This window comes from Halomarina litorea (genome assembly GCF_024227715.1).
Classification (GTDB): domain Archaea; phylum Halobacteriota; class Halobacteria; order Halobacteriales; family Haloarculaceae; genus Halomarina; species Halomarina litorea.
Genome location: NZ_CP100448.1, coordinates 1,465,406 through 1,478,292, shown reverse-complemented (window position 1 = coordinate 1,478,292; position 12,887 = coordinate 1,465,406). Strand labels below are relative to the sequence as shown.

Here is a 12,887-nt window from a genome sequence, read left to right as displayed (position 1 = left end):
CGACCCACTCACTGCGGACTGCACACCATGGAACGTGACGACGCACCCGAGATAATCAAGCGGGCAGAGTTACTGTCACACCTCCGCGAGGGACCGGCAGACACCGAAGCGCTCGAACGGAACTCGAGTGCGTCCCGGTCGACGGTCCACCGCGCGATGCGGTCGCTGACGGAGAAGGGACTCGTCGAAGACGTCGACGGCACGTTCGGGCTGACCGGCGTCGGGGAGGTAGTCGCCGCCCGCACCGACACGTACCTCTCCGAACTCGAGTCGATAGCGCGGCTCGAACCGCTCCTCAACGTCGTCGACGCCGACTCGGTCGACCTCCCGCTCGAGCACCTGACGGACGCGACGGTCGTCCGCCCGCGAGCGGGACATCCACACCTGGCGGTCAAGCGACTGCGCGACATGCTCGCCGACGCCGACTCGATGCGGATGTTCTCGCGGGTCGTCTCCCCGATATACGTCGACATCGCCAATCGCTCGGTCCGGAACGGGGCCGAAATCCAGGCCGTGTTCAACCGGGAGGTCGTCGACGTCCTCTTCTCCGAGTACGGCGCGGAGTCACGCGAGTCGGCCCGGACCGGGCGGTTCGAGGTGAAGATACACGACGAGTGCCCGTTCGAGTTGTTCCTCTTCGACGAGCGGGTCGGTCTGACCGCCCACGACTCGGAGGGACTCCCGACGGCGTTCGTCGAGACGTCGAACCCGGCGGTCGCCGAGTGGGCCGAGTCCCTCTTCGGGCGCTACTGGAGCGACGCCGAGTACGCGACCCTCTTCTGAGCCGGGACGCCGGGGACACGGACGTCCGCACCGGCGGCTGTTCACCGCTGAAACCTGTGTCATCACTGCGACTGATGTCTTTTTTGAACACCACCACCAGCAGATATAAATCCGACAGGCGCGACCTCCGCCCGTAGCGACGTCCCCGCGCCCGACGAGCGCATCCAATCGACGATGACACACGACTCATACGACTCGTTCCGGTTCGACGAGACGACCGGGACTTACCGGAGCGAGTACGACGCGTCCAGTACAGCAGACGCCGAGCGGGTACTCCTCGGTATCGCATCAGCCGTCGCGAAGATCCGGGGGGTGCCGGTGACGGAGTCGACGTCCCTGAGCGACGTAGTGGCCGTCGAACGGGTCGCGCACCTCATCGCGGACCGGCAGGATCGTCCGGAGTCCCCCGTTGTCACGTTCACCTACGAGGAGTCGCGGGTCACGATTACCGACGGTGAGGTCGTCATCCGACCGCCTTCGGAAACCTGACCGGCCATATCCGGCAATCGGCCATTAAATATATAGCTCGGATCCTGCTTGAACTAGTAGGAGTTCCTGATGGCCGACAAATCAGACCGGTCTCTGCCCCGCGAACGGCAGGATATCGTGTCGGACGGTGGCGAGGACGAACTGTCGCTCGACCGCCTGTTCTCGGCACTCGCGACGGCCCGCCAGCGGGCCGTCCTCTCGCTCCTGGTCGACGAGGAACGGGCATCTCGGGACGAGGTAGCGTCGCAACTCGCGGCCGTGGAGTACGACGTCCCGCGGGAGGAGGTGACCGACGACCAGCGCGAGTACCTCGTCACGGCGCTCCACCACATCGTCCTCCCCAAACTCTGCGAGGCGGACCTGGTGGAGTACGTCAGCGAGTCCGGGACCATCTCCCGGGGGTTCTCCTTCGAGCGAGCGAAGCCGTATCTCGAACTGGCACACCAACACGAGGACGGGAGCGGGACCTGACCGGCACCGCGCACGCCCCCGACCGCGGTCCGGGTCGACGCGGACGACCACGCCACCGTTCGCGTCGTACCGCGACGAACCGGGGGTTCCGTGGCACGTCGGGTGGCGTTCGGAGCGGTTCCCTCCGGGAGGTCCCCCGTACCGGCGCGATCGTCATGCCGTAGCTTGAACACCCCCGCCGGGGAACGAACCGTCGTGAGACGAGCGCTCCCCGCAGACGACACGACGACGAGCGTTGGCGAGGCGACCGATGGGGGGTGAGGCACTCCCGGACGTCCGACCGTCGGCACTCGCGGACCCGGACGACGCCTTCGACCCCGGCGACGTCGACGACTCGGCGGCCAACTCGGTGTTCCCCCAGTCGGTGGCCAGCGGGGGGCCGACGCCCGCCGGCGTCGTCCTCTGGACGCGCCTCGACGGGGAGCGATACGACCCCGCCGACCCCGTCCGCGTCGTCGTCGCCGAGAACCCGGACTTCGAGGCGGTCGTCGTCGACGCCCACCTGCCCGCCGACCGCGTCGACCCGGCGTTCGACTACACGGTCCGCCTCGACCTCGACGGCCGCCTCGAGGTGGACACGACCTACTACTACCGCTTCGTCCACGACGGCGTCGCCTCCCGGACCGGGCGCTGTCGGACGCTCCCCGACCCGGAGGCGAGCGTCGAGTCGGTCCGGTTCGGCGTCCTCTCGTGTCAGGACTACGAGAACGGCTACTACGGCGCGCTGGCCCACATCGCCGAGGAGGACGTCGACTTCCTCCTCCACCTCGGGGACTTCATCTACGAGTCGGCGGGCGGCCTGTTCGCGGCCGACGACGGGGCGCGCTACCCCGACCGCAACCCGACGCTCCCGAGCGGGACCGACCGGGCGACGACGCTCGCGGACTTCCGGGCGCTCCACCGCCTCTACCGGTCCGACCGGAACCTCCAGTGTGCGCTCGAAGCGCACACGCTCGTCGCCGGGTGGGACGACCACGGGGTCTCGAACGACCGCTACTGGGACGACGCGCGCGACGTGCCGGTCCTCCCGGACCACCCCGAGGGCGACGACCCCGAAGTCGCGACGGCTCTGCTCCACGCCGGCATCCGGGCGTGGTACGAGAACGTCCCCTCGCGGGTCCACTACGACCCGGACGAGGAACACCCCCACGAGTCGTTTCGCCTCTACCGGTCGCTCCGGTTCGGCGACCTGCTCGAACTCCTCGTCACCGACAACCGGTTCTACCGCGACGGACCGCCCCCACGGGCGCTCTCGCTGTTCGGCGTCACCCTCGGCCTCGGCGGCGAGGGCGACCCGGACCGGTCGATGCTCGGCGACGACCAGCGGGAGTGGTTCGCCGACCGGACCGCCGCGGCGGACACCCGGTGGCTCGGGTGGGCCAGCGCCGTCCTCACGATGCCGTTCCGCGTCGGCGTCGGCCCGTTCGCCGTCCACCCGAAGGCCGACTCGACGTGGGACGGCTTCCCCTACGAGCGCAAGCGAGTGTTCTCCGACCTCCACGACGCAGACCCGGCGGTCGTCACGCTCAGCGGCGACCTCCACTGCTCGCTCGCGGGGACCCAGCGCCTCGACGGGAGCGACGGCCCGGCCGTCGGGACGGAGTTCATGGGACCGCCCGTCACGAGCGTCAACTTCTCGGAGACCTTCGGCGTGGACGACGGCCTCGCGGCGCGACTCGCGCGCCCGCTCTTCCGGCGTGCGATGCCCGCGATGAACCCCCAGATGGCGTTCTTCGACAGCCACGAGTGGGGCTACGCCGTCGTCGAGTTCTCGCGGGAGGCGTGTACGTACACCGCCTACGCGGTCGACAAGACGGTCGACCGGCCGAACGACGACAGACGGGTGCTGGCCCGCGCGCGGCGACACTTCGGCCGGGAGGACGGCGACGGCACCGCGACGGACGCACGCTGACCGAGCGAGTACCGCCCACACCGGGCGTGTGGGCCCCAATGAGGACGTCCAAAACAGTTTGGTGATGGCTATACCCTGCCGCGCCGTGTCGGTCCGGGTACTCCCATGCCGACCGACGAACCCCCGCAGTCGAGGCAGGTGAGTCGCCGATGAGCAGTCGCGCAATCGTCACGTGTACGGCGTGCGGTCAGGCCTACGCCGGACGCGAACGCGCCGACGGATCGTTCATCCTCCCCACCGAGGACGGAGAGTGCAGGTGCGGCGAGACGGCCGTCGAGCGGTTCAGCATGGACGGGCCGACGACGTCGGCGACCTGAAGCGGGCTACGCTCTCGTCCCGCGACGTTCTGCGAGGAACCGCGCCAGGGAGCGGCGCTGGAGGAGGACAAACCCGAGCAGGATGACCGCGAACCCGACGACGGTGAGCGGCGTGATGGGTTCGTCCAGCAAGAGTGCGCCCGCGACGGTGGCGACGACCGGCACCACGTAGGAGACGAGGTTGCTCTGGAGGGGACCGTAGGTGCCGAGCAGGTGGAAGTAGATGAGGAAGGCGACGGCGGTGGCGAGCGTCCCGAGGTAGACGACGGCCGTCAGCACCGCCGGCGAGAGCGCGCCGGGGACGGACTCCCCGGTGGCGAGGCTCCCGACGTGGAGGAACACCGCCCCGGCGAGCATCGACCACCCGGTCAGCCCGGCATCGTCGAGCGACGGCGACAGCCGCCGGATGAGGACACTCCCGAGGGCGACGCTGGCGGCGGCCGCGAGGATGAGGAGTTTGCCGACGACGCCCGCCGCGAGCGGGTTCCCCGGTTCGGGTCGGGCGATGATGACGACGCCGACGAGGCCGAAGCAGACCCCCAGAAGGCCGGTCCGCGAGAGGCGCTCGTCCGCCAGCAGGAGGAAGGCGAACACCGTCGTCAGGATGGGGATGAGGCTGTAGATGATGGCGGCGACGCCGCTGGTCGTCGTCTGCTGACCGACGAACAGCAGGCTGTTGCCCGCGACGAGGAACACCCCGCCCGCGAGCACCGCCAGCACGTCGTCGCGGCCGGTCGGCCGCCAGCGCTCGGTGCCGAAGACGGCGTACGCGAGGAGGGCGACGGCGGCCACGTCGTAGCGCGTCGCCGCGAAGAACAGCGGGTCGAGCGCCGACAGCCCCACCGTGATGGCGGGGAACGACAACCCCCACAGGAGACCGAGCGAGAGGAACAGCGCGACGGGGCGGAGGCGGGACACGCCTCCCGTTGGTGAAGTGGGGTGAAGAACCTACGCCACGTCCCGCCGGGTCGACTCGACCACCTCGTGGGTCGGGAGGGCGCCCATCGCGCCGTGGGCGGTGGTCGCCGCCGCGCCCGCCGCGACGGCGAACCCGAGGGCGTCCGGGAGCGACTCGCCGTCCCGGAGGGCCGCTATCGCGCCGGCGGTGAAGGCGTCGCCCGCGCCCGTCGTCTCGACGGCGTCGACGGGGACGCCGTCGTGGTCGAAGCGGCCCGCTCCCCACGGCGCGTCCTCCGTGGCGAGTGCGCTCGCGCCGTCCGCGCCGCGCGTGCGGAAGACCGTGTGCGGGCCGCGGTCTGCCAGCGCCGACACGGGGTCCGGGAAGTCGTAGCCCGCGAGCGAGAGGTCCTCCTCCGAGACCTTCAGCACGTCCGCGCGGGCGACGAGGCGGTCGATTGCCGCCCGCATCGTCTCCCCGTCGGCGAACACCTCCGGGCGGACGTTCGGGTCGAACGAGACGGTACACCCCCGACTGCGGGCGCGTTCGACGAGGCGGACCGTCGCCCGCCGTGCCTCGGGGAAGCCGAGCAGGAACCCCCCGACGTGGACCCATCCCACCGAGTCGAGGACGCCGTCGGGGACCCGGTCGGCGTCCAGCGCCACCGTCTCCGTCCCCGACGCGTAGAAGCGAAAGCGGCCCTCGACACCCGGTTCGGTGAACGCCAGCGCCGTCGTCCCCGACCCGCGTTCGACCAGCGTGTCGGAGACACCCTCGTCGGCGAGCGTAGTGGCGAGGAAGTCGCCGAACCGGTCGCCGCCCAGTCGCGTCCAGAACTGCGGCGGGTCGCCGAGGCGGGCGAGGCCGACGGCGACGTTCGCGGGCGCACCCCCGGCGTGACGATGGAAGGTCTCCCCGTCGGTTCCCGCACCACCGGCCGGGAGCATGTCCACCAGCGTCTCGCCGGCCACCAGCACCCCGTCGTCGGTCATGGCGGGCTTACTCGCCCCCTCGGTTAAGTAGTTCAGCACTGAAGCCGGGGTATGGCCCTCCCCGCCCGTATCCTCGCCCTCGTGGCGCTCCTCGCGCTCGTCGGCTGTCTCGGCCTCGGCACCATCGACCCCCCGCCGGCCCCCGACCACCCGGAGACGCTGACCGCAGACCGGGTCGCGGACTACGCCAACGCCAGCGAGACGACCAAGCGGCACCGGGCGGCCGCGGACCGGGGCGCGACCGAAGAACGCCTCGCCTGCGGCGCGACGACGCTCGGGACGACCGACCGGGCGGGTTACGCGTTCGTCGGGTGTAGCGGCGGGTTCAGCTACGGTGACCAGACTGGCACCGGGCGCTGGCAGTCGGTGTACCGGGTCACCACGTCGAGCGAGACGCGCATCGGCGAGGGGACGGTGACGCGGCGGGACGGCGGCGACGGCCGGGACGACCGGAACCTCGCGCTCCGCGTCTACAGTTTCGCCGAGGAAGGGCGGACCGTGACGGTGACACTCGAACCCGTCGGGCCGAACGCCTCGGGGGACGCGACGACCGACGAGTTCTCGGTGGGTCCCGACACGGGCGTCTACGTCTCCGCCGTCGCGGACGACCCGCGGACCGACGCCTACCGGGTGACGGCGACGCTCGACACCGGGGAGTCGGTCACGTTTCGGTGGGATTCGGGAGAGCGGCGGTCGCTCGCCGGGACGGTCCCCGTCGTGGTCGTCACGAGCGAGGGGAGCGTGGTCGGGGGAGTCGCCCCCGTCCCCCGCTAGAACGAGAAGAGGTCGATGCCGCCGGTGACGCCGACGACCTGTCCCGTCACGTAGGAGGCCTGCTCGCTGGAGAGGAACGCGACCATGTCGGCCACGTCGCGCTCCTTCCCGAGTTTGCGCATCGGCGTCGCCTTGGCGATGCGCGCGAAGTGCGAGTCGAACTCCTCCAGTTCCTCGATGGACATGTCTGCGAGCGCCTCGACGACGATGTTCGGCGCGATGACGTTCGAGGTGACGCCGGACTGCGCGCCTTCGAGGGCGAGGGTCTTGCCGAAGCCGATGAGCGCGGCCTTCGTCGCGGAGTAGGAAATCTGCCCGAAGCCGCCCTGCCACCCCGCCATCGAGGACATGTTGATGACGCGGCCCCACCCGCGGTCGCACATCGCGGGGAACACCTCACGGGTGACGTTGTACGCGCCGGTGAGGTTGATGGCGACGTCGCGGTCCCAGACGTCGTCGTCGAAGTTCGCCACCCGGTCGCGGGCGTCCACCATCGCGGCGTTGTTCACGAGGACGTCGACACCGCCCGTCTCCTCACGGAGGGCCCCGACGGTGTCGGCCACGTCCTCGCGGTCGGTGAGGTCGCAGACGACGGCGTGGGCGGTGCCCCCGTCCTCACTGATTTCGTCGGCGACGGACTGGGCGGCGTCCTCGTCCACGTCGAGGACGACCACCTCGGCGCCCTCCTCCGCCAGCACTCTGCAGTCTTCGCTCCCGATGCGGCCGCCGCCGCCCGTCACGAGGGCAGTGCGGTCACTGAGTCCAAGGTCCATTGCGACCCTGATGTGGCGGGTCCGTGATAAATAGCTATCCCGGGGTCACGCCGGTCGGTTTCAGGGGCGCAGGAGGTTTACTGTCCCGCCGCCTCACGAACGCCATGGACGAACACGAGGAGTGGGCGGCGGACCTCCAGCGCCAGCGCACACAGAAAGACGAGTACTTCGCTCAGAACCCGCGCTCGCCCATCCCGGCGAGCCAGCGCGGCGACTTCGACGGCCTCTCGTACTACCCGCCGGACGAGGACTACCGGTTCGAACTCCCCCTCCACGAGTTCGACGAACACGACGAACTCGAGGTGGAGACCACGACGGACGGCCGGCGGACCTACCTCCGGTGGGGCGAGTTCCGCTTCTCGCTCGACGGGTCGGAGTACACCCTGACGGCCTATCGCGCCGACGCCGACGACGGCCGCCTCTGGGTCCCGTTCACGGACGCGACCAACGGCGAGACCACCTACGGCGGCGGGCGCTACCTCGACCTCGAACCGGAGGACCGCGCGGCCGACGGCTCCTGGGTGCTCGACTTCAACGACGCGTACAGCCCCTTCTGCCTCTACTCGGAGCGCTACGAGTGCCCGCTCGTCCCGAGCGAGAACCATCTCGACGTCCCCATCGAAGCCGGCGAACGCGCCGACTACTGACCCGCGACGACTCGCGACGATTACTGACGACTCGCGACGACTACTCCCGACGCACGCCCGCGATGTCCAGAATCTCGCGGAAGTCCTCGACGACGTAGTCGACGTTCTCGGCCGGGCCGTCGGTCGCCTCCTCGCCGTAGGCGACGGTGACGAGGCCCGCCTCCTTCCCGCCGCGCATGTCGTGGTCGTAGCGGTCGCCGACGTACAGCGAATCGCCGGGGGCGACGGGGGCCTTCGAGAGCGCCGCCTCGAACATCGCGGGGTCCGGTTTCGTCCGGCCCACCGCCTCGGAGGTGGTGACGTGATGGAAGCGCTCCCAGATGCCGAACTGCCCGAGCATCCGTTCGGCCTCCCACGTGTCGATGTCGCTGATGACGCCGAGGTAGACGCCCGCCCTGTCGAGCGCCTCCACTACCTCGACGGCCCCGTCGACGGGTCGGATGTGCTCGGCCGTCGCCTCCTCGAAGAGCGGCCGCCACTCCGCTTCCGCCACCTCGCGGCCCGTCGCTTCCTCGATTGCTCGCTGGTAGCCCGGCAGGGCGCGCCGGTACTCGGTGCCCTCCCGCCCGGAGAAGTACGCGCCGAGCGCGGACCGCCAGTCGTCCGCGAGGGCGTCGCTGTCGGCGATACCCTCGCGTTCGGCGAACCGGTCGAGGAAGGTGACGTAACCCGCCCGCACGGAGGCGAGGTCCAGCAGGACCCCGCCGATGTCGAAGAACGCGCCCTCGTAGTCCGTCATGGGCGGAGAGGGGAGGCCGAGCGGGATGAGCCTACGGGTTCGCGCGAAGGCGGCCGACCCCTCAGGGGGCCGGGCGGTCCGTGAGCGTCACGTCGAGGGTCCGGCGCTCGCCGTTGCGCAGGACCGTCACCCCGACGGTGTCGCCGGGGCTGGTCTCCAGCGCGAGATACGCCGAGAACGCCTCCAGCGTGTCCACGGGTTGCCCGCCGAGTTCGAGGACCACGTCGCCGCCGACCGGGACCGTGACGTCGTCGACCTGTTCCTGACTGCTCCCGCGCAGGACGCCCTCGGCGGGACTCCCGGGGACGGTCCGGAGGACGATGAGGCCCCGCGGGCGGTCGGCCGCGAGGTCGTTCGCCCGCGCGACGGTGGGGGTCACCTCCGTCAGCGAGACGCCGACGAACGAGTGTTCGAAGGTACCCGACTCGACGAGCGCGGGAACGACCCGGCGTGCGAGGGGGGCGGAGATAGCGAACGCGATGTTGTCGCCGCCGCCGGAGTTGACGACGCCGAGGACGTCGCCCCCGAGGCCGACGAGTGGACCGCCGGAGTTGCCGGGGTTGACTGCCGCGTCCGTCTGGATGGCGTCCGGTATCGGAACCCCCGCGGGACTCGGGATGAGGCGGTCCGTCCCGCTGACGATGCCCGCCGACACCGACCCCGCCAACCCGTAGGGGTTGCCGATGGCGACCACCTCCTGTCCGATGACGGGGTCGCGGTCGGCGAACGAGACCTGGGCGGCGCCGTCGGGGAGGTCCTCGACGCGCACCACCGCGAGGTCGGCGAAGATGTCGCGGCCGACGACCCGCGCGGCGCGCTGGCTGGCGTCCTCGAACCGCACCGACACCTCCTCGGCGGCGGGACCGGTCGGCGACCCGGTGGAGACGCCGGGCGTGACGACGTGGTAGTTGGTCACGAGGTGGCGGTCGTCGACGACGAACCCCGTCCCCTGTCCCCCCGACCCGACGACCACCTGGGCGATGGCGGGCGAGACGTCCCGATAGACTTCGGTGTAGACGCTCTCGGCGCGGGCCGTCGAGAGCGACCGGGTCACCGTCGGGGACGTGGTCCCCCCGGACTCGGTGGGCGCATCCGTCGTCGCCGACGAATCGTCCGGCGAGTCCGACCCGCCGAATCCGCTGCACCCGGCCGCGAGCGCCGACCCGACGACGCCGAGGACCGCCCGCCGCCGCATCGAATCAGTCATGCCGGTGAGACGAGCGGGTGCGACAAAAGGCTACGGCGCGGGCGAGGCGTCCTCGGGGAGCGAGTAGCGGCGCACGCCGTCGACCGTCTCGCTCTCGAGGCGGCCCGCCGATTCGAGGTGGCGGAGCGCGCCGACCACCTCGGCGACGATGTACTCGATACCCCGGTCGCGGACGCGGCCCTCGGTCACGTCGAGTGCCGACGGCGGTTCGTCGGCGTTTCTGACGGCCTCGACGGTCCGGTCGAGCATCCGGTCGAGGGATTCCCGGTCGCGCCGGACGACGCCCGCGAGGTCCGCGTGGGCCGGGCCGTGCCCGGGGAGGACGCGCCGGGGGTCGTCCGTCTCCGCGAGGTCGTCCAGTCGGTCGAGTGCGGCGTAGAAGGCGTCGATGGCCTCGTCGACCTCGCGGTCGAGGCCGGCGTGGAGCGCGACGGGCCGGAACGGTTCGATGGCCATGTCGCCGGCGACGAGGACGCCCGACTCGGGCAGGTGGTAACAGCAGTGGTCGGCCTGGTGGCCGGGGGTGTGAATCGGCTCGACGCGGGTGCCGCCGACCTCGAACGGGTCGCCCTCGCGCACCCAGTGGTCGACCCGTTCGGGGGGCAACAGTCCCCGGTTGCGCCGGAGCGACTCGACGGCCATCGAGACGGCCCCCTCCAGTTGGTCGTCGGTCAGGCCCGCCGCCGTCGCCGTCTCGCGCACTGCGGTCTCGAGGTCGTCGAGGTCGCGCTCGAAGCGGTCCCCGACGCCGGCGGGGACGTACACGGTCGGGTCGGCCTCGTCGAGGACCGTCCCGACCTGCCCGACGTGGTCGACGTGCGGGTGGGTGAGCACGAGGCAGTCGAGGTCCGCGACGTCGAAGTTCCGGTCGGCGAGTGCCCCCCGGAGGACCGACTCGCACTGGGGGCCGGGCATCCCGGCGTCGACGAGCGTCAGGGTGTCCTCGCACTCGACGAGGTAGCTGGCGACGTGTCCCGGCGGCCAGTCCACCGGGTACTCGATGCGGTGGACGCTCGACGTGTCGGCGTGCCCGTCCATCGGGAGAACCGTCGGACGGCCCGAGGATAAACCGTTCCCTCCGTGGCCGGGCCGGTCGGGTAGCCGGTGCCTGCCGACCGGAGGGGGCCGTTGGGCACTGCTTAACTTAGTGCCCGCAGGGTGACAGACGACCAACAATGAAACGACGACGGTTCCTCACACTCTGTGGCGTCGGGACGGCCGGAACGCTCGCCGGGTGTGGCGAGGACACCCGTCCGTCGATGTCCTCCCGGCGGCTCACCACCGTCGCGGGCCCCGCGCAGTTCGGTGACGTGGTGGTGCAGTCTCTCGGCGGCGTGACAGTCGACGAGACGGCCACCCTCACGGTATCGGCGTTCAACTACGGCAGTGAACCGGGCACGTTCACCGACCGCCTCGTCGCCATCGAGGGCGGCCTCGACTTCGCGACCGACGTCCGCATCGAGAGCGTCGCGGCCGGCGAACGCGGGAGTCAGGAGGTCGATCTGACCTTCGACAGCGCCGGGCGCTACCGGTTCCGACTGGAGGGGGCGGACGTGTTCGCCACGGTCAACGTCGCCGGCGAGACGGCCGAACTCGGCGAACCGCTCACGGTCGGCCCGCTGGAGGTGACGTTCTCGGAGGTGGCCTACGAGCCCGACCTCTTCTACCAGTACAAGGAGCGCTCGCGGACCATCACCGACCTCATGTGGACGGCACCCAGCCAGGCGCTCGCCGTCGTCCGCGGGACGGTGAAGAACGTCGGCGACCAGCAGGCGGCCCTCGACCCCGCGACCCTCTCGGTGCAAGACGGGGAGGTCCTGGTCGAGGTGGAGGGCGAGGACCTCTCGGCCATCCGGGTCGACGGCCGACCGCTCGTCGGGCGGGCCGTCGCCCCCGGCGCGTCCGCCACCGGGTGGGTCGTCGTCGAACTGACGCGGAACCGGGCGCTCGGGGGGCCGGCGCTCGGCTGGCAGACCGACGGGGACCTCGACTCCGCCCCCGAGAAGCAGTGGTCGCTCCCCGCCGCCGACCCCTTCCCCGAGTTCGAACTGGAGGCCTTCGAGGTGCCCCAGCAGCAGTCCGTCGGGACGGTGAACTACGAACTCCGGGTCCGCAACGTCAGCGAGGTGGGCGGGACCTACCGCGGGGCGGTCCACTACCGCACCGAGGGGTGGGGCTGGCGGCCGAGCAGCGTTCAGGAGGCGTACCTCGAACCGGGAGCCTCCCGGACGTTCACCGGGCGGACCCGGTGGCCGTTCGTCGACCCGGCGCGGTGGCGCGCCCTGCCGTTCGAGGCGAAGCGCGACGTGACGTTCGAACCGCTTACCGTTCCCTTCGGCGAGCAGGTGACCATCGCGGACGGGTCGACCGCGGTCGTCAGAAACCCGCGGTTCATCGACAGCTACGAGTACGAGGTGACGGTCACGGAGACGCCCCAGACGCCCGCCCCCGGCGGGAACAACACCAGCGGCGGGCCGACCGAACCCGTCGAGCGCGTCGTGCGGCGCACCCAGCGACCCGCCGACGTGGGCGACGGGAAGTTCCTCCTCGTGGACGTGGCGACGCGCGCCGGGCGCGACGACGCGCGCGTCGCACAGGAGGACTCCTTCGACGTCGTCGTGGACGGGACGACCTACGAGGTGGACCACGCCCACCAGTCGGTCGCCCCGCGAATCCGCTACTTCGACGTGAGCGGCGACACGCGCTACGGCCAGCTGTTCCGGGGGACGCTCATGTACGGCGTTCCGTCGCGCGCCTCGCTGAACACTCTCTCGGTGCGCTACCGCGAGGACTACCACAACACCTCCGTTCAGGCGACCTGGCAGGGGTAGCGTTAGCGTATCGCGCTAACCGCTGGACTAATGTAACGGCGCACGGTTGTTCGC

14 protein-coding genes are annotated in these 12,887 nt (G+C 70.9%); 8 read left to right on the top strand and 6 right to left on the bottom strand.

Translation table 11 applies throughout. The features are described 5' to 3' along the window. Positions 1-27: 27 nt before the first annotated feature. The 5 genes from NKG96_RS08040 to NKG96_RS08020 all read left to right on the top strand — a co-directional run bounded on the left by NKG96_RS08040 (position 28) and on the right by NKG96_RS08020 (position 3,972). On the top strand, positions 28-783 hold the full coding sequence (locus NKG96_RS08040; protein WP_254538016.1) for a helix-turn-helix transcriptional regulator: 756 nt from the start codon (positions 28-30) through the stop codon (positions 781-783). 174 nt (positions 784-957) lie between these two features. Further along, entirely contained in the window at positions 958-1,272 is a 315-nt protein-coding gene (locus NKG96_RS08035; protein ID WP_254538015.1) for a HalOD1 output domain-containing protein, read from the top strand. 69 nt (positions 1,273-1,341) lie between these two features. Further along, positions 1,342-1,743: a DUF7344 domain-containing protein gene (locus tag NKG96_RS08030; protein ID WP_254538014.1), complete on the top strand. Its 402-nt coding sequence runs from the start codon at positions 1,342-1,344 to the stop codon at positions 1,741-1,743. 250 nt (positions 1,744-1,993) lie between these two features. Next, positions 1,994-3,655, top strand: coding sequence for an alkaline phosphatase D family protein (locus NKG96_RS08025; protein WP_254538013.1), 1,662 nt, complete (start codon positions 1,994-1,996; stop codon positions 3,653-3,655). Between the two features lie 149 nt (positions 3,656-3,804). Next, positions 3,805-3,972: a hypothetical protein gene (locus tag NKG96_RS08020; protein WP_254538012.1), complete on the top strand. Its 168-nt coding sequence runs from the start codon at positions 3,805-3,807 to the stop codon at positions 3,970-3,972. Between the two features lie 6 nt (positions 3,973-3,978). Here the strand turns inward: NKG96_RS08020 and NKG96_RS08015 are convergent, their stop codons facing one another. Both NKG96_RS08015 and NKG96_RS08010 read right to left on the bottom strand, forming a co-directional pair. Further along, positions 3,979-4,890: a DMT family transporter gene (locus NKG96_RS08015; protein WP_254538011.1), complete on the bottom strand. Its 912-nt coding sequence runs from the start codon at positions 4,888-4,890 to the stop codon at positions 3,979-3,981. Positions 4,891-4,920: 30 nt separating this feature from the next. Continuing rightward, positions 4,921-5,862, bottom strand: coding sequence for a carbohydrate kinase family protein (locus tag NKG96_RS08010; RefSeq protein WP_254538010.1), 942 nt, complete (start codon positions 5,860-5,862; stop codon positions 4,921-4,923). Between the two features lie 51 nt (positions 5,863-5,913). On the opposite strand from NKG96_RS08010, the gene NKG96_RS08005 reads away from it, so the two are divergent. Continuing rightward, complete coding sequence (locus NKG96_RS08005) at positions 5,914-6,636, top strand: hypothetical protein (RefSeq protein WP_254538009.1); 723 nt, start codon at positions 5,914-5,916, stop codon at positions 6,634-6,636. Here NKG96_RS08005 and NKG96_RS08000 read toward each other — a convergent pair. Further along, complete coding sequence (locus NKG96_RS08000) at positions 6,633-7,409, bottom strand: SDR family NAD(P)-dependent oxidoreductase (protein ID WP_254538008.1); 777 nt, start codon at positions 7,407-7,409, stop codon at positions 6,633-6,635. The two genes, NKG96_RS08005 and NKG96_RS08000, sit on opposite strands and share 4 nt — an antisense overlap. A 104-nt stretch (positions 7,410-7,513) precedes the next feature. Between NKG96_RS08000 and NKG96_RS07995 the strand changes: the two genes are divergently transcribed. Then, positions 7,514-8,056, top strand: a complete 543-nt coding sequence (locus tag NKG96_RS07995) for a DUF1684 domain-containing protein (protein WP_254538007.1) — start codon at positions 7,514-7,516, stop codon at positions 8,054-8,056. 40 nt (positions 8,057-8,096) lie between these two features. Here NKG96_RS07995 and NKG96_RS07990 read toward each other — a convergent pair whose 3' ends face one another. From NKG96_RS07990 to NKG96_RS07980, 3 genes are all read right to left on the bottom strand, one after another. Continuing rightward, positions 8,097-8,795 carry an HAD family hydrolase gene (locus NKG96_RS07990; protein WP_254538006.1) on the bottom strand — a complete coding sequence of 233 codons (699 nt, stop codon included), beginning with the start codon at positions 8,793-8,795 and terminating at the stop codon, positions 8,097-8,099. Between the two features lie 61 nt (positions 8,796-8,856). After that, positions 8,857-10,002 carry a S1C family serine protease gene (locus NKG96_RS07985; RefSeq protein ID WP_254538005.1) on the bottom strand — a complete coding sequence of 382 codons (1,146 nt, stop codon included), beginning with the start codon at positions 10,000-10,002 and terminating at the stop codon, positions 8,857-8,859. 30 nt (positions 10,003-10,032) lie between these two features. After that, on the bottom strand, positions 10,033-11,040 hold the full coding sequence (locus NKG96_RS07980; RefSeq protein ID WP_254538004.1) for an MBL fold metallo-hydrolase: 1,008 nt from the start codon (positions 11,038-11,040) through the stop codon (positions 10,033-10,035). 137 nt (positions 11,041-11,177) lie between these two features. Between NKG96_RS07980 and NKG96_RS07975 the strand changes: the two genes are divergently transcribed. Beyond that, complete coding sequence (locus NKG96_RS07975) at positions 11,178-12,833, top strand: hypothetical protein (protein ID WP_254538003.1); 1,656 nt, start codon at positions 11,178-11,180, stop codon at positions 12,831-12,833. Positions 12,834-12,887: the final 54 nt, after the last annotated feature.

Coding starts and splice junctions, on each gene's coding strand:
- NKG96_RS07995 (WP_254538007.1), top strand. CDS start 7,514: ATGGACGAACACGAGGAGTGGGCGGCGGACCTCCAGCGCCAGCGCACA.
- NKG96_RS08030 (WP_254538014.1), top strand. CDS start 1,342: ATGGCCGACAAATCAGACCGGTCTCTGCCCCGCGAACGGCAGGATATC.
- NKG96_RS07985 (WP_254538005.1), bottom strand. CDS start 10,002: ATGACTGATTCGATGCGGCGGCGGGCGGTCCTCGGCGTCGTCGGGTCG.
- NKG96_RS08020 (WP_254538012.1), top strand. CDS start 3,805: ATGAGCAGTCGCGCAATCGTCACGTGTACGGCGTGCGGTCAGGCCTAC.
- NKG96_RS07980 (WP_254538004.1), bottom strand. CDS start 11,040: ATGGACGGGCACGCCGACACGTCGAGCGTCCACCGCATCGAGTACCCG.
- NKG96_RS08010 (WP_254538010.1), bottom strand. CDS start 5,862: ATGACCGACGACGGGGTGCTGGTGGCCGGCGAGACGCTGGTGGACATG.
- NKG96_RS08035 (WP_254538015.1), top strand. CDS start 958: ATGACACACGACTCATACGACTCGTTCCGGTTCGACGAGACGACCGGG.
- NKG96_RS08040 (WP_254538016.1), top strand. CDS start 28: ATGGAACGTGACGACGCACCCGAGATAATCAAGCGGGCAGAGTTACTG.
- NKG96_RS08000 (WP_254538008.1), bottom strand. CDS start 7,409: ATGGACCTTGGACTCAGTGACCGCACTGCCCTCGTGACGGGCGGCGGC.
- NKG96_RS07990 (WP_254538006.1), bottom strand. CDS start 8,795: ATGACGGACTACGAGGGCGCGTTCTTCGACATCGGCGGGGTCCTGCTG.
- NKG96_RS08005 (WP_254538009.1), top strand. CDS start 5,914: ATGGCCCTCCCCGCCCGTATCCTCGCCCTCGTGGCGCTCCTCGCGCTC.
- NKG96_RS07975 (WP_254538003.1), top strand. CDS start 11,178: ATGAAACGACGACGGTTCCTCACACTCTGTGGCGTCGGGACGGCCGGA.
- NKG96_RS08025 (WP_254538013.1), top strand. CDS start 1,994: ATGGGGGGTGAGGCACTCCCGGACGTCCGACCGTCGGCACTCGCGGAC.